Below are 16,642 nucleotides of genomic sequence, written 5' to 3'. Positions count from 1 at the left end.
CGTTCGTGCGTTAGGCCGTCGCAATCCAGCCGCGCCATGTAAAAGCAGCGTAGAACAGCTCGATATTGCCAAAGCCGGAGTCACGCAGGCAGTCCTCGTCGTCTTGAGGCGACAGCAGCGCCAAGCTGTCAGCCACTGCGGCCCGCGCCTGTTCCGTCTGTGCTGGATCGGCACCGGCAGCGACTGCATAAGCGGCATAGCGATTGAGCCAGCGAGAGCGAGCAGGCTCATTCTGCGGAAAGCTGGAATGCACAACTACAAGTGGTGATCCGGGTTTCATGCGCCGATGCATCTCTTGCAGCGTCCGCACGCGCTCGTCCCGATCGAGAAAGTGTAGTGTGAGTAAGCACGTAGCGGCATCAAACGGGCCGGCGGGAGCGTCGCTGATGTATCCTTCAATCAGTTCGACGCGAGCAATGTCCGCGCCCATCGCCTCGCGCGCAAGATCGAGCATCGGACCAGCTGGATCGACCCCCGTGAAACGCCAATCAAGCTGCGACGCCGCCAGCGCCTTGAGCTCCAGTCCTCCACCAGCTCCAAGCACGAGCACATGCGCGCCCGCTGATGCGCGCTCTCTCAGCAAAATCCCAGTCATTCGATGCACTGCGTCGAGGCCTGGGGTAAATCTTGGCGGCCCTTCGGAGTAATTGGCGATGCGCTCGCGATCCGAAAACATATCGAGGAACGTACGATTACTGTCGGTCACGCGAGACTCCACTTACTGTACCCGTTCGAAGTTCGCTCATTCCGGCAAGAAATCCGGCACCGAGAGATACCGTTCACCGGTATCATAGTTGAATCCCAGCACCCGCGATCCCGCCGGCAGTTCCTTCAGCTTCTGCGCAATCGCCGCCAAGGTCGCCCCTGAGCTGATCCCCACCAGCATGCCTTCCACGGTAGCCGAAAGCCGCGCCATTTCCTTGGCATCGGCAGGATCGACCTGGATCGCGCCGTCGATCGCCTGGGTGTGAAGGTTGGCGGGAATGAAGCCGGCACCAATCCCCTGGATCGGGTGCGGTGCTGGCTGACCGCCGGAGATTACGGGGGAGAGCGTCGGTTCCACCGCCCAGACCTTCATCGCCGGCCATTTGACCTTGAGCATTTCGGCACAGCCGGTCAGGTGGCCGCCGGTGCCAACCCCGGTGATCAGCGCGTCGATCGGACTGTCCTTGAAATCATCATAAATTTCCTGCGCGGTGGTGCGGACATGGACCGCGATGTTGGCGGGATTTTCAAACTGCTGCGGCATCCACGAACCCGGGGTTGAGGCGATCAGATCATGCGCGCGTTCGATCGCGCCCTTCATGCCCTTTTCGCGCGGGGTAAGATCGAAAGTGGCACCATAGGCCAGCATCAGACGGCGCCGTTCGATCGACATCGAATCGGGCATCACCAGCACCAGCTTGTAACCCTTGACCGCTGCCGCCATGGCGAGGCCGATCCCGGTGTTGCCGCTGGTCGGCTCGATGATCGTGCCGCCGGGCTTGAGGCTGCCATCGGCTTCGGCCGCTTCGATCATGGCCAGACCGATGCGGTCCTTGATCGAACCGCCGGGATTTGCGCGCTCGGCCTTGATCCACACTTCGTGATCGGGGAACAGGCGGGCCATGCGGATGTGCGGGGTGTTGCCGATGGTGGCAAGTATGCTGTCAGCTTTCATGACACGTCTTCCTTCTGTCGATATTGCGGGGCGAAGGTCTTTGCCCGGCGAAGTTCCGGGAACCGCCAGGCCCACAGAGCGGTCACCACGATAGCCCCCACGCCGCCGAGTGCAACCGCCGCGACGGGCCCGAGCAGCGCTGCAGCCAGACCTGATTGCATCTCGCCCAGTTCGTTTGACGCAGAAATTGCGAGGCCCGAGATGGAGGAAACCCGGCCGCGTTTGTCATCGGGTGTGTTGATCTGGACCAGCGTGTTACGGATGAACACCGAGATCGAATCCGCCGCACCCAGCACCGCGAGCATCGCCAGTGAGAGCAGGTAATTGGTCGAAAGGCCGAATATCAAAGTCGCCAGTCCGTATGCTGCCACAGCCCACAACATCTTGGCTCCAACTTCCCGCGTGATCGGGCGGAAACCCAGCCAGGTTGCTACCAGCACCGCACCCAGCGCCGGGGCGGCGCGCATCACGCCAAGCCCGAAATCGCCGACATGGAGCACGTCATAAGCAAAGGCCGGCAGCATCGCGGTTGCCCCGCCCAGCAACACGGCAAACAGATCGAGCGAGACGCAGCCGAGCAGGAAGCGTTCATGCCAGACGAATTTTGCGCCATCGGCCATCAGTTTGAGCGGCGGCTCCTTGGCAGCGGCGGGTGGCGCGCGGTGGCGGATGGCGAGCAGCGCAATGACGCCGAAGGCCAGCATCGAGGCCGAGAACATGTAGGGCAGGGCATCGCTACTGGCGAGCAGCAAGCCGCCCAGGGCCGGGCCGAGTACCGCGGCCGATTGCCATGCGACCGAGCTGATCGCGATCGCCTTGGGCAACAAATCGGCTGGAACCACATTGGGGGTAATCGCGCTCATTGCCGGGCCCATGAACACCCGCGCAGCGCCATAGGCCGCAGCCAGCGTGAACAGAATCGGGAGCGTCAGAATCCCTGTTGCATTCGCAAAGGCCAGGGAGGCGGCGATCAGCAGGTCGACCAGGCACGAACCCGCCGCGACGAAGCGCCGGTCCATCCGGTCGGCCAGCACACCAGCCACCGGGGTCAGCAGCAGGAATGGAACGAACTGTGCCAGACCAAGCAGGCCGAGCATGAACGAAGCCTGGGCCTCGTTCATCCCGTATTGGATGCGTGACAGCTGATAGGTCTGCGCACCGATCACCACCACCATCGCGGTCGTGCCAAGCGTATTGATAAACCGTGCCAGCCAGATCAGGCGGTAGTCACGAACCTGCAGTGGATGGGTGGGCGCAGTCACCCACACCGCATGGCAGCGGCTTGCAGGCTTGCCAAGCGGTCAGATACTATCGGGGTGGAAACCGCGACTTTAGCGTGATCGGCGCAACCGCGGATTGGGCTGCAGCCCGTCGATCATCCGCATGAAATCGTCAAACCGGATGATCCGTTCGAACTGGAACCCGGCGCGGCCTTCGGCGGCCCAGATCAGGTGTGCCTCGATCCGGCCGACTTCAGGCAGCCGGATCACCACACGTTCGCCGCGGGTAAGTTCCGATGCACCTTCGGTCATGAACCCGTGCGCGGAAATGTTGACCACATGCAGGTGTACGTCGCCAAGCCGGCGGTGTTCGCCGATCACTTTGTGGTCTACCGGATGGCGCGCTGCACGGCGCAGGTCGGTTACCGTAAGTTGAGCTCCTGAGCCCATGTGACCATTGCCTCCCGGTCTTGTCCAAATCGAACGGACAAAATGCCGCGTAAAGGCAAATTTTGGGTAAAAGCGGCAAAAAACTGCCAAATAGATTGCCGAATTCAGGCCGAACGCACTACGCCGTGCTTCTTTTTTCCAGAAGAAACACGCACTTCGCTGGTTTCGCGAAAGTTAATCCGGAAGGCCTCATCCTTGACCGGTTCGCCATCAACCCGGGCTCCGCCGCCCAGGATCAAGCGTTTTGCCTCGCCGCGACTGGCGGCGAAACCCAGTTCGTACAGCGCGTCGACCAACAGGATTCCCGCGCGCGGCAGCACCGTTTCGGGCAAGGCTTTGCCCACGCCGCCTCCGGCGAAGGTGGCTGCCGCAGTCGTTTCGGCCTGGACCGCAGCCGCTTCACCGCGGCACATCCGGGTCACTTCGTTTGCCAGGACAACCTTGGCCGCATTGATCTCGTTTCCTTCAAGCGCTTCGATACGCGCAATCTCGTCCAGTGGTAGATCGGTGAACAAACGCAGGAAGCGGCCAACATCGCGGTCATCGACATTGCGCCAGTATTGCCAGAAATCGTAGGCCGGCAGGGCATCGTCATTAAGCCATACCGCGCCTGCCGCAGTCTTGCCCATCTTCGCGCCATCGGCGGTGGTCAGCAGCGGGGTGGTAACGCCGAACACTTCCTTGCCCTCCATGCGCCGCGTCAGCTCGATCCCGTTGATGATATTGCCCCACTGATCCGATCCGCCAAGTTGCAAACGGCAGTCGCGGGTCAGCGCCAGCTCGCGGAAGTCATAGGCCTGGAGAATCATATAGTTGAATTCGAGGAATGTCAGCGGTTGCTCACGCTCAAGCCGCAGCTTGACCGAATCGAATGTCAGCATCCGGTTGATGGTGAAGTGCGGGCCTACATCGCGTAGCAGATCGACATAGCCAAGCTGGCTCAGCCACGCGTCATTGTTGACCAGCACCGCATCAGTGGGACCATCGCCGAAGGTCAGATAGCGTTCGAACACTTTGCGGATCGAAGCAATGTTGGCGTCGATCGCTTCGCTAGTCAGAAGCTTGCGGCTTTCATCCTTGCCCGATGGATCACCAACCTTGGTGGTACCTCCGCCCATCAGCACCACCGGCTTGTGCCCGGCCTGTTGCAGGCGGCGCAGCAGCATGATCTGCACCAGGCTGCCGATATGCAGCGATGGCGCGGTGGCATCAAAGCCGATGTAGCCGGGGATCACCTGCGTATTCGCAAGCTTGTCCAGGCCCTCAGCATCGGTCAGCTGGTGGATGTAGCCGCGCTCATCGAGCAGGCGCAGAAGAGAAGAGGTATAAGTCATCGCGCCGCGCCCATAGCAGCATGAACGGGGAAGCCCAAGTGCCGCTTGCCCAGCGCGGGAGGTGCAGGCAATAGATGCGACATGAAATCACTTGTCCTCCACCCTGATTGCGCAACCGGATCGGTCCACGCAATCGAAGCCTCAATTGTACCCACCGCCCACGGCTGCCGCGCAACATTCTTGGCCCATGGCGACATTTCCCGGATTGCGGTTCCGCCGGTGCAGGACGTCGGCCGTTTTGACAACCTGTGGAAGACCACCTGCTTCGAGATTTTCTGGAGCCATGACGCCGCCAGCTACCGCGAGTTCAATCTTTCGCCATCAACGCGCTGGGCGGCTTACGATTTCGACGCTTTCCGCGAAGGGATGCGCGATGCCCCCGCAAAGATCGAGATAGCAGTCGAAGCCAGCCAAACCACGCTGCGGCTGACCGCCGATATCCGCAGCGATTTGCCGCTGCCCGCCACAGTCGCGCTCAACGCAATCATCGAGGACGAAGACGGGGCCAACCGCTTCTGGGCCCTAGCCTTTCGTCCCGGGGCACCCGAATTTCATGCGGAAGAATGCCGCGCGCTGGATCTGCTGGCATGAGCGTCAAATTCGGGATCGACCGGCTGCTCGCCGATGCGGAGCTGCGCCGACCGCTGGAGGGCAAGCGCATCGCGCTGGTGGCGCATCCGGCCAGCGTTACCGGGAACCTGACCCATTCGCTTGACGCACTGATCGCGGCGGGGCTCAATGTAACCTCCGCGTTCGGTCCTCAGCACGGTCTGAAGGGCGACAAGCAGGACAACATGGTCGAGACCGAGGATGAACTCGACCCCGTCTACAATATCCCCGTGTTCAGCCTTTACGGTGAAGTGCGCCGCCCCAGCGGGCAAATGATGAGCACCGCCGATGTGTTCCTGTTTGATCTGCAGGACCTTGGCTGCCGGATCTACACCTTTGTCACGACGCTGCTCTACCTGCTCGAAGCCGCGCACGGCACCGGCAAGGAAGTGTGGGTGCTCGACCGGCCCAACCCCGCCGGGCGGCCAATCGAAGGCACGTTGCTTGTGCCAGGACAGGAAAGCTTCGTCGGAGCGGGGCCGATGCCGATGCGCCACGGCTTGACGCTCGGCGAAATGGGCCGCTGGTTCATTCAGCATTTCAAGCTCGACGTGCCTTACCGCGTGATCGAGATGCAGGGCTGGCAGCCGGATGGTCCGGGCTTTGGCTGGCCCGAAAGCCGGATCTGGATCAATCCCAGCCCCAACGCTGCCAATGTCAACATGGCCCGCGCCTATGCCGGAACCGTGATGCTCGAAGGCGCGACGCTGAGTGAAGGGCGGGGCACCACCCGGCCGCTCGAGGTGCTGTTCGGCGCGCCCGATCTGGATGCCAAAGCGGTGCTGGCCGAGATGCAGCGACTGGCGCCGCATTGGCTCGATGGCTGCGCCTTGCGCGAATGCTGGTTCACCCCGACCTTTCACAAGCATGCTGGTGTGCTTTGCAACGGGCTGATGATCCATGCCGAGGGCAGCGTCTACGATCATCACGCATTCCGTCCCTGGCGGCTGCAGGGGCTGGCCTTCAAGGCGATCCGGCGGCTTTATCCGGATTACGAACTGTGGCGCGATTTTGCCTATGAATACGAATTTGAACGGCTCGCAATCGATGTGATCAACGGCGGCCCGGCACTGCGCGATTGGGTGGACGATGCCGCAGCGCAGCCCGGCGATCTCGAGGCCCGCGCCGCGCCTGACGAGGCTGCCTGGGCCGAAGCCGTCAAGCCGTTGCTGCTCTATTGAGATGAGCATCGAGCGCGCCGATCCTGCGATCAGCGAGGCCGAAGCCGGTGCCCGGATGGCAGCGCGGCGCGATGATATCGTGGCTACACTGGCCAAAGCAGACCACCGCATGCGGCTGCAGGACTACCGTCAACACTGTCGCACATCGGCATGGTCAACTGCCGTTTCGTCTGCCACCTTCCTTTGGTGGCGCCCGACTAATGCGGTTTTTGCGTGGACGCCACCACGCGCGAATGGAACTTTGGAGACCTGATGGTGTTTGACGACAGCGTTGAACACGAAGCCTGGAATAACAGCGATCACGGCCGGCTGGTGCTGATTTTCGATATTTGGCGGCCTGAACTCTCTGAAGAAGAGCGCGGCCAGATCGAGGCCCTGTTCGGCGTGGTCGATACATACTGACAAGGGAGAAGATATGATCAGCAAAGCCGCTTTATCGCCCACACAAGGCAGCACCCGGGTGATGCTGTGGGTCTTACTGGTCGTCTATGTGTTCAATTTCCTCGACCGCCAGATCGTCAACATCCTGGCCGAACCGATCCGCCGTGATCTTGGCATCAGCGACACCCAGATCGGGCTGATGACCGGCCTCGCCTTTGCGCTGTTCTACACTGTGCTGGGCCTGCCGATCGCGCGCTATGCCGATCGCCCGTCGACCGATCGCAGCCGGCTGATCGCCGGGGCGCTGGCGATCTGGTCGGCAATGACCGCACTGTGCGGATTTGCGCAAAGCTTTGCCCAACTGCTGCTGGCCCGGATCGGGGTTGGGGTTGGCGAAGCCGGGTGCACACCGGCGGCCCACTCGCTGATCGCAGACCGGGTCCCGGCCGAACGCCGCGCCAGTGCCATGGCTTTCTATGCATTGGGCATCCCGATCGGTTCGCTGCTGGGAATGATGCTGGGCGGCTACCTCGCCGATACGTTGGGCTGGCGCAAAGCGTTCATGGTGGCCGGCATTCCGGGCCTCATTCTGGCACTTTGCGTGGTCTTGCTGATCAAGGACAGCCACCGCAAAACCTTCGCACAGAGTACCACCGCACCCACCGAAACGGTTTTCGCTGCGCTTGGCGCGCTGTTCAAGTCACCCGCCTATCTGATTCTGGTTGCGGCGGCTTCGGCCAGTTCGTTCCTGTCCTATGGCAAAGCTACATGGACCACGATCTTCTTCCAGCGCAGCTATGGCCTTTCGCCAAGCGAGGTTGGCTTCACGTTCGGCTTGTGGGGCGGGGTGGCCGGGGTAGCGGGTACCTGGCTGGGCGGATGGCTGGCTGACCGGTTCGGGCGCGTTGACCGGCGCCACGTCGTCACCGCACCGGCGATCGGCATGGCGCTGGCGGTGCCGATCGCGATCACTGCCTATTTCATGACCGACTGGCGTCTGTCGCTCATGCTGCTGATGGTCCCGACGGTGCTCAATTCGCTTTACTATGGCCCGGTCTATTCTTCGGTTCAGGGGCTGGTCGCGCGGCGCCACCGCGCCACCGCCAGCGCTTTCCTGCTGTTCTGCCAGAACCTGATCGGCCTGGGCCTTGGTCCGCTGTTCTTCGGGATGCTGTCAGACTCGATCAAGCCCACCTACGGCGAAGATTCGGTGCGCTATGTGCTTTATGGTGCGGCGTGCCTGGGGCTGATCCCGGCGCTGCTGTTCTGGATATTGCGCCCACGCCTGCATGCCGAACTGGACCAGCACGAACGGGCGGAAACGCAGGCGTCTGACTGACGGCAGGTCAGACGTGGTTGGCGATCAGCGCTACCAATTGCGCGGCCGGCAGAAACAGCACCTGCGCCAAGACCGTTCCGGCAAGCCGGCTGAGGCTGATCCATACGATCGTGCGGCGGAACAGCGCTTCGCTGACCCGGCCTTCAACCGCGTCATCAGTCATCACGGATAGCTGCGGATCGATCAGCGCGAACAGCAGGATCGTGGCAAAACCGTTGATCACGGCTGAAAGCTGCGATGCGGTGACGCGGTATTCCGGGTTGAGGTATCCGGCATAGAGCGAGGCAGCCACACCCACCGTAATCAGCGCCTGGGCCAGGCAGTTGGCCAACAACACACCCCAGCCGACCCCGCGCTCGTTGACCAGGGCCCTCAGCTGATCGAGCCGGGGCGGGGCGATCGCCTCACGCACGGTGCGCAGTCCTGCCGGGCTGGCGCTGCGCAGCACCAGCTTTGCGGTGGAGCGGTGCTCTTGAAAATAGCCGATTGCTTTAGCAAACAGGCGCTGACTGGTTGGCACCAAAACGATCCCGACAAACACCGCAAGCGTGGCCGAAAGCAGCACCAGCTGGAAATCGCCATACAGCGCGTGCCCGCCGCCATCGGTTATCCGCGTTTCGATTCGCTTGGCCAGAAACGGGCCAAGGAACGAGTTGGAGGTGCGGCTGAACAACACCAGGATATTGAAGAGGGCAAAGCTGAGCGCGATGCGCCGCGTCCGCACGCCTGCGATCCGCGCGGCATAGGCCAGCGTGCCGATCAGGTTGATCGCGAATGTCAGCACGCAGATAACGGCAAGCTGGGTGTCCATCGCCACGGCCTATGCTTTGGCGGGCGGCGATACCAGCACCTAGTGCAGTGTCTTCAACAGGCCCGCGTCGCCGATCAGATAGCTGGTCATGGTCATCGCCCCGTCCAGCGTATCGTTGAACACGCCGACATCGTCGCCGGGCAGCCGCGCGCCAATGGCATAGAGCAGCGGCAGATAATGCTCGGCGCTGTTGACAGCCAGGGCGGCGGCTTCATCGCCGGGCGCAAAGACGGTCAACGCCGCGTTGTCGCCTGAGCGGACGGCAGCCGTCATGCGCGATTGGAAATCCAGCGCCCAGGCAGGCCGGGTGCCGCGGGTGCGAAAATATTCGCGCAGGTTGTGAACCACGTTGCCGCTGCCGACGATCAGCACGCCCTCATCGCGCAGCGGGGCAAGCTTTTGGGCGAGCGCCAGATGCTGCTCCAGGCTCAGACTGCGATCAAGGCTGAGCTGGATCATCGGGACATCGGCTGCGGGATACATCGGCCGCACCACCCCCCACGATCCGTGATCGAAACCCCAGCTTTGATCGCGGCGGACCCGGCCATCACCTAACAGCGCAGCCACGCGGTCGGCCAGCACCGGATCACCGGGCGCAGGATACTGGATAGCGAAGAGTTCGTCGGGGAATCCGCCAAAGTCATGGATGGTGCGCGGGCTTGGTTCGTTGGTCACGTGGCTGGCGCCGCTGGTTTCCCAATGCGCCGAAACCACCAGGATCGCGCGCGGGCGGGGCAGGGCCTGGCCCAGCGCGATCCAGTTGGTGTGCTCGGGGCTGGGGGTGATGACGTTCATCGGCGATCCGTGGCCAAGGAACAGGATTGGCATGCGTGTGGTCATACCGGCCAATGTGGGCGCGCGGTGCCGCGCTGCAACCCACAGAAATTGTTTGGGCGGACAAAGTCTTCCTCGGTTAAGTCCTTGTTTGGCAATTGCGGTTAGTTAACAGCCAGATGAGCGGATGCAATCTCTGCGGCGAAACGGCCTCTACGCCGGTGTTTTCGACCAAGGGCTACGACCTGGTCGAATGCACGACCTGCAAGCTGGCCTATATCGCCAACCAGCCGGATGATGCCGCGCTGGCCCGGCTCTATTCGGGCAGCGAAGGTTATCATGCTGCGCTGAAAGACCCGGCCAGCCCGCAGTGGACCGTTATCCGCCACACCGCCGAAGCGCACATGAACTTCATGTCCCGGGTGCCAGGAACGGGCCGACTGATCGATGTTGGCTGTTCAACCGGACAGTTCCTCAACCTTGCCCGCGCTTCCGGCTACGCGGTTTCGGGCATCGAATTTTCGGACGACAGCCGCCTGTTTGCCGCGGACCATTTCGGTCTGGAAGTCGAACCAGGTTCGATCCACAACACCGCGCAGGAGCCTGGCAGCGTTGATTTCGTGACCATGTTCGACGTGATCGAGCATGTCCGCGATCCCATGGCAGACATGCGCGCAGCCTTCAGGCTGTTGCGCCCGGGTGGATGGTTCGTACTGTCCACCCCCAACATTGATGGTCTGTTCCCGCGCCTTTCGCGCCCGCTGGCAAGCAGGCTGGATTACTGGCCGCACCCCGAGCCGCCTTATCACCTTTACCAGTATTCGGTGCGCACGCTTGGCGCGTCGCTGGAACGCGCCGGGTTTGCAGTCGGGCCGATGATGCACCGGAGGATACCGCTCGATTACACTTTCGGCAATCTGGCCGCTTTGTCGAAAAGTCCCAAGCGCGCCGCCTATGCCGCGCTGTTTGCGCCCAGCGCGCTGCTTGGACCATGGATCGGGCAGGGCGACTGGTTCTATATGGCGGCGCAAAAGCCCGCCTAGTGCTTTTTGCGGGTCAGCTCGCGCATTGCATCATCCAGCCCGGCGAGCGTCAGCGAATACATATTCCCGCTGACCAGCTCCTTGATGATCTTGGTCGATTGCGAATAGCCCCACTGCTTTTCAGGAACCGGGTTGATCCACACCGTGGCGGGATAGACGTGCGCCACGCGCTGCATCCAGGTCTGGCCTGATTCTTCGTTGAAATGCTCGACCGAGCCGCCCGGGTGCGTGATCTCGTAGGGGCTCATCGCCGCATCGCCAACGAAGATCACTTTGTAGTCGTGGCCGTATTTGTGGAGGATATCCCACACCGGGGTACGCTCGCTGAAGCGGCGCTTGTTGTCCTTCCACACGCCTTCGTAGAGGCAGTTGTGGAAATAGAAGAATTCCAGGTTCTTGAACTCGGTGCTGGCGGCGCTGAACAGTTCCTCGACCAGCTTGATGAACGGGTCCATCGAGCCGCCGACGTCGAGAAACAGCAGCACCTTGACCGCGTTGCGGCGTTCGGCGCGCATCACGATATCCAGCCAGCCCTGCCGGGCGGTGCCATCGATCGTCGCATCGATGTCCAGCTCGTCGGGATTGCCTTCGCGCGCGAAACGGCGCAGCCGGCGCAGCGCGATCTTGATGTTGCGGGTGCCCAGTTCGCGGGTGTTGTCGAGGTTCTGAAATTCGCGCTTTTCCCAGACCTTGAGCGCGCGCTTGTGCTTGCTTTCGCCGCCGATCCGCACACCTTCAGGGTTGTAGCCTGAATTGCCATAAGGACTGGTGCCGCCCGTACCGACCCACTTGTTGCCGCCCTGATGGCGCTTTTCCTGCTCCTCGATCCGCTTTTTCAGCGTCTCCATGATCTCTTCCCACGAACCGAGTTTTTCGATCGCGGCCATCTCTTCGGGCGTCATGAATTTCTCGGCGACCGCCTTCAGCCAGTCCAGGGGTATATCGACCGGGGTCTGGCCGTAACTGGTCAGAATGCCCTTGAAAACCTTGTTGAAAACCTGGTCGAACCGATCGAGCAGGCCTTCGTCCTTCACGAAGATCGCGCGGCTGAGATAGTAAAACGCCTCGGGCGTCTGATCGATCGCATCCTTGTCGAGCGCTTCGAGCAGCACCAGGTGCTCCTTGAAGCTGGCAGGAATGCCAGCGGTGCGCAATTCGTCGACGAAATTGAAAAACATCAGGTCAGCCTTTCATGGCGTCGACATTGTGATCGCGGCTCAGGCGCGCTATCTTGCCAAGGTGGCGGGCGCTGGGCTTGGCGGTGCGGGCAAACGTTGTGCGGTCAACCTCAACCAGGCCAAATCGCATCCCGTAACCCAGCACCCATTCAAAGTTGTCGAGCAGCGACCAATGGACATAGCCGCGCAGGTCAATCCCGTCGGCCAGGCAGCGTTCCAGCCCTTCCAGCGCCGTATCGATCAAGGCCACCCGGCGCGTATCATCGCTGCTGGCGATGCCGTGCTCAGTGACGATAATCGGCCGGCCAATTCGCCGCGCCGCAAACCGCACCGTGGCTTCCAAAGCTTCCGGGCGATATTCATAGCCCATGTCCGTGCGCACCGCATCGGGCGGCAGGCGCAAGCGTCCCTCAGGACCGATCCGGTAGCGGGTGTAGGTTTGCACCCCCACGAAATCGGCGGTCTTCGCAACTTCAAGCCACGGGCCGTAAAGATCATTCTCGAACGCTTCGGCCTGGTTGTCTTCACCGACACCTTCCACTTCGGCCATCGAGATCGTGACGCCCAGCTCAAAGTTGCCCGGCCCAGCGCGCAACGCCTGCACGGCGCGGTGATGCGATTCTACCAATTGCGCTTCGATTTCGTCCGACGTGGCAAACTGCACCATCGAAAACCGGTCCGATCCGCAGGCCCTGGCGCAGGCCTGCTTCATCGCGGCCAGTCCGGGAGCGGCCTTGGGATTGTGAAAGGTCGACCCGATCACGCGCTGGATATTGGCTTCGTTGAAGGTGGTTACATAGGCCATCCCGTCACCCAGATGGCGGCCCACCTGATCGGCAAAACGCGCAAACAGATCGGGACTGTCTTCACGTTCAAACCCGCCACGCGCCGCAAACCAGCGCGGCACGGTCCAGTGGTTAAGCGAGACCATCGGGGCAAGCCCGTGGGCATGGCAGCAGTCCAGCACCCGCAGGTAATGATCCAGCGCTGCGCGCGAAAATACGCCTGGCTCAGGCTCAATCCGCGCCCATTCTATTCCGAACCGGTGGGTATTGAAGCCCAGCTCTGCTGCCAGCGCGATGTCTTCGCCATACCGGTGATAGCTGTCGCAGGCATCGCCCGATGGCTCGCGAAAGATCGTTTCGGGCACATTCTCGGCCAGCCAGAAATCCGAATTGACGTTGCCGCCTTCGATCTGGTGCGCCGCCGTGGCGGTGCCCCAGACGAAGTCTTTGGGAAAGCGGGTCATCGCGGCCGACCGATTTCAGGCGATCAGTTTTGCCGCCGCGCCATGAAGGCCAGCTTTTCAAACAGCATCACGTCCTGCTCGTTCTTGAGCAGTGCACCGTGCAGCGGCGGGATCGCCTTGCCCGGATCCTTCGACTGCAGCACATCAAGCGGCATGTCTTCGTTAAGCAGCAGCTTGAGCCAGTCGAGCAATTCACTGGTCGAGGGCTTCTTCTTCAACCCCGGCACGTCGCGCACTTCGTAGAATATCTCCATCGCCTTCGAGACCAGCGTCTTCTGGATGCCGGGGAAGTGGACGTCGATGATCGCCTGCATCGTCTCGCGATCGGGGAACTTGATATAGTGGAAGAAGCAGCGACGCAGGAACGCGTCGGGCAGTTCCTTTTCGTTGTTCGAAGTGATCACCACGATCGGGCGTTCGACCGCGGTGATCCGTTCACGGGTTTCGTAAACATCGAAGCTCATCCGGTCGAGTTCCTGGAGCAGATCGTTCGGAAACTCGATATCCGCCTTGTCGATTTCGTCGATCAGCAGCACCGGCAGTTCAGGGCTGGTGAAGGCTTCCCACAGCTTGCCCTTCTTGATGTAGTTCGAGATATCGTGGACGCGTTCATCGCCCAGCTGGCCATCGCGCAGGCGGGCCACCGCGTCATATTCATAGAGCCCCTGCTGCGCCTTGGTGGTGCTTTTGACGTTCCATTCGATCAGTGGGGCACCGACCGCTTTGGCAATTTCGTGCGCTAGCACAGTCTTGCCGGTGCCGGGCTCACCCTTCACCAACAGCGGGCGGCGCAGCAGCACTGCAGCGTTGACCGCAACCTTCAGATCTTCCGTAGCGACGTAATTGGCAGTGCCTTCGAAGCGGGCCATGAGTGCTCCCTGTTATCACTTAATCGTTCGGTTAAGGTCGATAAGTGGCTTCGCCCGGTCTGGCAAGTGCCAATGGAAGCGCCCGTTTGCGCTGATCAAAACGGGAGCAGGCGCCAGGCCGTTTTGACCCTGGCGCCTGCGTCCCGCCCCTTCGAAATTTCCGCTGCGTGGCGGAATTGCGACCCGAAGGGTTGCCCGTTGGCATTGCCTCTATTCGGGGAGTCGATTCAGGAATATACAGTTTTTGGGATTTGAGGAGCTATTGACCTTGGTCGACCTTTCCGGCCCATCACTCTACGATTTGATCGATCATTCGACCCGCGAATGGATGACGGGTCTTGCCCGGCGGCGCGACTACGGCAATGGCACAACCGTTCATGTCCGCGGCGATCCTAATCCGACAATGGATGTTGTAATAAAAGGGCAAATTCGGCTGTCTCGGTTTCGCAAAGACGGATCTCGAAGCTTTGTCAGCATGATCAAGGCAGGTCAGCACTTTGCAGATATTCTGATGTTAAGCGGCTTTCCGCGCTCGCACACCGCGATTGCAGTGGGTCCGGTGACCATCAATCATTTCGACTCCGCCGCCTTCGCCCGGCTGCTGGACTGCGACGAGCTGCTGCGCGCGCTCTATACAATCACTGCACATCGGTTGGCGGCCGCAATCGCAATGGTCGATGATCTGCGAACCTTGCCGCGCACAGCGCATCTGGCGAAACTGCTGCTCGGACAGTCTGCCCGCGCCGGGTCTGATGGCGTGGTCGGCGTGGTTCAGGAAGACCTGGCGGCGATCATCGGGGTATCGGCAATGACGCTGGCCAAAGCGCTGGCCGTGCTTAAACGTGAAGGCCTCGTCGAAACACGTTATCGCCAGATTCGCATCCCCGATCGGGCGCTGCTGGCCAAATGGCTGGAACGTTACGAGGACGATTAAGGCTAATTGATGCGCACGGTATAGCGGACGGTGACGGTCCCGCCCGCCGGCACGCTGAACAGCATCAGCCGTTTGCCATCGCGCAGCACGACCGGGTTCGTGGTGGCATCGATCTGGTGTGCCGGATCGAGCGCCAGCTCCAGTTCAAAGGCCGCGGCCTGAAGACCGGCATTGGTGATCGTCACCTCGACCTCCTGGCTATTGGCGGTTTGCGAAAGCGTGACTCGCCGGACGGTGAGATCGGGCGCATTGCCCAGAGACAGCTCGAGCTTTTCGCCTTCAGCCGTGTCGCTCAGACTCGGCTGGCCCACCAGCATTGCCCGGCCGAATTGGCTCTGGTCGATCATGAACTGGCCAGCGGGCAGCGGCAGACCCAGGCCTTCGGCCTTGGTGTTGAGCATGCGGATCGCACCATAGACTGGCCACTGCGCGGTCGCGCTGCCATAGCTGAGGGCCGGAATGCTGGCGCTATAATAGGCCTCGTAAGGCACGGCCTGCTGATCGACCAGGCGGGTCTGCTTCATCTGCATCGCTGCCACCGTGGTCCGCTGCGGCATCCGGTAAAGCTTGAGATCGCCAAGTTGCTCGGGCGGCGGCGGGGGCATTGCTTCGTCCGAAACCGCCGAAACCGAAATCGGCGATGCCATCATCACGCCCTTGCGTTGGGCGCCGGTGACGATGATGTCGTTCCGATCTTTCTCGCCGCGAAACCGCCGATAGCCCGGCTCAAGAAACGGTCGCACCAGCTCATAAGGACGGTCAGGTTTCAGCGGAATGTCGCTGGTTTTCTGCATGCCCCAGCAACGCGCAATGACTTGTGGCTGATTGTTGACATAGCGCGCGACGTAAGCGCGGTTGAGTCCGCCCGCGACGATCTGGGTGCGGGCATTGGCCAGGCTGACCGAATTGCCGTTGGCCAGCGTGATCCAACCGCCAAGTGACAGCGTCTTGCCGTCCGGGTTGAGATGCGCGGTATAGTTGGCGCTCCAGTCAAAACCCTGCGCGATATAGGTCAGCGTGACCGTCGCGGTTACTTCGCGCGGCGAATTGGTCATCACCGACAGCGTCGGCTGGGCGTTGAGCCCCTGGGCATCGAGATCGTAGCGAAAGGTTTCAGAAAACCCTGAACAGCGCAGCGTTTCGGTTCCGGCGGCAGTCTTGAACACCACCCCGTCCGGGCCGGCTGAAACAATCTCGGCCACAACCTGAACCGGCTTTCCGGTCGCCGGATTGGTGCGGGTCAGGGTGATCTTCCGGCCGCGCGCCGCCCGCATCAGGGCCGACGGTGAGAGGAGGTCGGCGTCCTGGTTCTTTTCGATCACGCCGCCCGGAATCCCGGCCACAATCGCGCTTTCGGGAATGATCCCGTCTACTACCCCACCAAAGCGCAACCGGTGCCGGCCCGCCGGGATCGTGACGCGGCGGGTTTCGGAAACCACGGCAAAGCCGCCCAGACTGCCCAGTTCGATCGAGCCGCCATTACGCGATGGTGCGCGGTAGATCGTCACCGACACATCGACTGGCGCGCTGGCCGCAACATCGCGCGCGGCGGCCGGCAGTGCGGCGGCCAGGACCAGGATCAGGGCGAGCAGCCAGCGCATCGCTTTGGG

General features: G+C 61.7%; 17 protein-coding genes. 6 read left to right on the top strand and 11 right to left on the bottom strand.

Annotated elements, in window-relative coordinates; genetic code table 11:
* Nucleotides 1-10: 10 nt before the first annotated feature.
* From RMN99_RS09980 to tyrS, 5 genes are all read right to left on the bottom strand, one after another.
* Nucleotides 11-706, bottom strand: coding sequence for a class I SAM-dependent methyltransferase (locus tag RMN99_RS09980; RefSeq protein WP_309623167.1), 696 nt, complete (start codon nucleotides 704-706; stop codon nucleotides 11-13).
* Nucleotides 707-742: 36 nt separating this feature from the next.
* Nucleotides 743-1,660 (bottom strand): cysteine synthase A, encoded by a 918-nt coding sequence (cysK, locus tag RMN99_RS09975; protein WP_309623166.1) that lies wholly within the window; start codon nucleotides 1,658-1,660, stop codon nucleotides 743-745.
* Nucleotides 1,657-2,922 (bottom strand): MFS transporter, encoded by a 1,266-nt coding sequence (locus tag RMN99_RS09970; RefSeq protein WP_309623165.1) that lies wholly within the window; start codon nucleotides 2,920-2,922, stop codon nucleotides 1,657-1,659. The genes cysK and RMN99_RS09970 overlap by 4 nt, the downstream gene beginning before the upstream one ends.
* A gap of 69 nt (nucleotides 2,923-2,991) precedes the next feature.
* The gene (locus RMN99_RS09965; RefSeq protein ID WP_309623164.1) at nucleotides 2,992-3,330 is read right to left on the bottom strand and encodes a PilZ domain-containing protein; all 339 of its coding nucleotides are present in this window, start codon (nucleotides 3,328-3,330) and stop codon (nucleotides 2,992-2,994) included.
* A gap of 104 nt (nucleotides 3,331-3,434) precedes the next feature.
* Nucleotides 3,435-4,664, bottom strand: coding sequence for a tyrosine--tRNA ligase (gene tyrS / locus RMN99_RS09960; RefSeq protein ID WP_309623163.1), 1,230 nt, complete (start codon nucleotides 4,662-4,664; stop codon nucleotides 3,435-3,437).
* An 81-nt stretch (nucleotides 4,665-4,745) separates the two neighbouring features.
* Here tyrS and RMN99_RS09955 point away from each other — a divergent pair, with 81 nt between their 5' ends.
* From RMN99_RS09955 to RMN99_RS09940, 4 genes are all read left to right on the top strand, one after another.
* Nucleotides 4,746-5,255 carry a hypothetical protein gene (locus RMN99_RS09955; RefSeq protein ID WP_309623162.1) on the top strand — a complete coding sequence of 170 codons (510 nt, stop codon included), beginning with the start codon at nucleotides 4,746-4,748 and terminating at the stop codon, nucleotides 5,253-5,255.
* A complete protein-coding gene (locus tag RMN99_RS09950; protein ID WP_309623161.1) occupies nucleotides 5,252-6,454 on the top strand; it encodes a DUF1343 domain-containing protein in 1,203 nt (400 codons plus the stop codon). The genes RMN99_RS09955 and RMN99_RS09950 overlap by 4 nt, the downstream gene beginning before the upstream one ends.
* Nucleotides 6,455-6,667: 213 nt before the next feature.
* A complete protein-coding gene (locus RMN99_RS09945) occupies nucleotides 6,668-6,856 on the top strand; it encodes an aspartyl/asparaginyl beta-hydroxylase domain-containing protein (protein WP_309623160.1) in 189 nt (62 codons plus the stop codon).
* Between the two features lie 13 nt (nucleotides 6,857-6,869).
* A complete protein-coding gene (locus RMN99_RS09940; RefSeq protein WP_309623159.1) occupies nucleotides 6,870-8,174 on the top strand; it encodes an MFS transporter in 1,305 nt (434 codons plus the stop codon).
* A gap of 7 nt (nucleotides 8,175-8,181) precedes the next feature.
* Here RMN99_RS09940 and RMN99_RS09935 read toward each other — a convergent pair whose 3' ends face one another.
* Together RMN99_RS09935 and ygiD are read right to left on the bottom strand one after the other, a co-directional pair.
* Nucleotides 8,182-8,985 (bottom strand): lipid II flippase Amj family protein, encoded by an 804-nt coding sequence (locus RMN99_RS09935; protein WP_309623158.1) that lies wholly within the window; start codon nucleotides 8,983-8,985, stop codon nucleotides 8,182-8,184.
* Between the two features lie 39 nt (nucleotides 8,986-9,024).
* Entirely contained in the window at nucleotides 9,025-9,825 is an 801-nt protein-coding gene (gene ygiD / locus RMN99_RS09930; RefSeq protein WP_309623157.1) for a 4,5-DOPA dioxygenase extradiol, read from the bottom strand.
* Nucleotides 9,826-9,938: 113 nt separating this feature from the next.
* Here ygiD and RMN99_RS09925 point away from each other — a divergent pair, with 113 nt between their 5' ends.
* Nucleotides 9,939-10,802 carry a class I SAM-dependent methyltransferase gene (locus RMN99_RS09925; RefSeq protein WP_309623156.1) on the top strand — a complete coding sequence of 288 codons (864 nt, stop codon included), beginning with the start codon at nucleotides 9,939-9,941 and terminating at the stop codon, nucleotides 10,800-10,802.
* Here RMN99_RS09925 and RMN99_RS09920 read toward each other — a convergent pair.
* From RMN99_RS09920 to RMN99_RS09910, 3 genes are read right to left on the bottom strand one after another with little or no spacing between them, the layout of a single operon-like run.
* Nucleotides 10,799-11,980, bottom strand: a complete 1,182-nt coding sequence (locus tag RMN99_RS09920; RefSeq protein ID WP_309623155.1) for a VWA domain-containing protein — start codon at nucleotides 11,978-11,980, stop codon at nucleotides 10,799-10,801. The genes RMN99_RS09925 and RMN99_RS09920 overlap by 4 nt on opposite strands.
* 4 nt (nucleotides 11,981-11,984) lie before the next feature.
* Nucleotides 11,985-13,229 (bottom strand): family 1 glycosylhydrolase, encoded by a 1,245-nt coding sequence (locus RMN99_RS09915; RefSeq protein WP_309623154.1) that lies wholly within the window; start codon nucleotides 13,227-13,229, stop codon nucleotides 11,985-11,987.
* Between the two features lie 23 nt (nucleotides 13,230-13,252).
* Nucleotides 13,253-14,098, bottom strand: a complete 846-nt coding sequence (locus RMN99_RS09910; protein ID WP_309623153.1) for a MoxR family ATPase — start codon at nucleotides 14,096-14,098, stop codon at nucleotides 13,253-13,255.
* Nucleotides 14,099-14,366: 268 nt separating this feature from the next.
* Between RMN99_RS09910 and RMN99_RS09905 the strand changes: the two genes are divergently transcribed.
* A complete protein-coding gene (locus RMN99_RS09905; protein WP_309623152.1) occupies nucleotides 14,367-15,032 on the top strand; it encodes a Crp/Fnr family transcriptional regulator in 666 nt (221 codons plus the stop codon).
* Between the two features lie 2 nt (nucleotides 15,033-15,034).
* Here the strand turns inward: RMN99_RS09905 and RMN99_RS09900 are convergent, their stop codons facing one another.
* Nucleotides 15,035-16,633 (bottom strand): hypothetical protein, encoded by a 1,599-nt coding sequence (locus tag RMN99_RS09900; protein ID WP_309623151.1) that lies wholly within the window; start codon nucleotides 16,631-16,633, stop codon nucleotides 15,035-15,037.
* Nucleotides 16,634-16,642: the final 9 nt, after the last annotated feature.

Origin of the sequence: Novosphingobium sp., assembly GCF_031417815.1 — a bacterium.
In the GTDB taxonomy this organism is placed as follows: Bacteria; Pseudomonadota; Alphaproteobacteria; order Sphingomonadales; family Sphingomonadaceae; genus Novosphingobium.
Note: the sequence above shows the minus strand (reverse complement) of the source record. Positions and strands in the feature narration are given on the sequence as shown.

Excerpts from the sequence above, each read along its gene's own strand:
- RMN99_RS09900 (WP_309623151.1), bottom strand. The coding sequence starts at position 16,633 with ATGCGCTGGCTGCTCGCCCTGATCCTGGTCCTGGCCGCCGCACTGCCG.
- RMN99_RS09940 (WP_309623159.1), top strand. The coding sequence starts at position 6,870 with ATGATCAGCAAAGCCGCTTTATCGCCCACACAAGGCAGCACCCGGGTG.
- cysK (WP_309623166.1), bottom strand. The coding sequence starts at position 1,660 with ATGAAAGCTGACAGCATACTTGCCACCATCGGCAACACCCCGCACATC.
- RMN99_RS09955 (WP_309623162.1), top strand. The coding sequence starts at position 4,746 with ATGAAATCACTTGTCCTCCACCCTGATTGCGCAACCGGATCGGTCCAC.
- tyrS (WP_309623163.1), bottom strand. The coding sequence starts at position 4,664 with ATGACTTATACCTCTTCTCTTCTGCGCCTGCTCGATGAGCGCGGCTAC.
- ygiD (WP_309623157.1), bottom strand. The coding sequence starts at position 9,825 with ATGACCACACGCATGCCAATCCTGTTCCTTGGCCACGGATCGCCGATG.
- RMN99_RS09935 (WP_309623158.1), bottom strand. The coding sequence starts at position 8,985 with ATGGACACCCAGCTTGCCGTTATCTGCGTGCTGACATTCGCGATCAAC.
- RMN99_RS09915 (WP_309623154.1), bottom strand. The coding sequence starts at position 13,229 with ATGACCCGCTTTCCCAAAGACTTCGTCTGGGGCACCGCCACGGCGGCG.
- RMN99_RS09920 (WP_309623155.1), bottom strand. The coding sequence starts at position 11,980 with ATGTTTTTCAATTTCGTCGACGAATTGCGCACCGCTGGCATTCCTGCC.
- RMN99_RS09910 (WP_309623153.1), bottom strand. The coding sequence starts at position 14,098 with ATGGCCCGCTTCGAAGGCACTGCCAATTACGTCGCTACGGAAGATCTG.
- RMN99_RS09965 (WP_309623164.1), bottom strand. The coding sequence starts at position 3,330 with ATGGGCTCAGGAGCTCAACTTACGGTAACCGACCTGCGCCGTGCAGCG.
- RMN99_RS09950 (WP_309623161.1), top strand. The coding sequence starts at position 5,252 with ATGAGCGTCAAATTCGGGATCGACCGGCTGCTCGCCGATGCGGAGCTG.
- RMN99_RS09925 (WP_309623156.1), top strand. The coding sequence starts at position 9,939 with ATGAGCGGATGCAATCTCTGCGGCGAAACGGCCTCTACGCCGGTGTTT.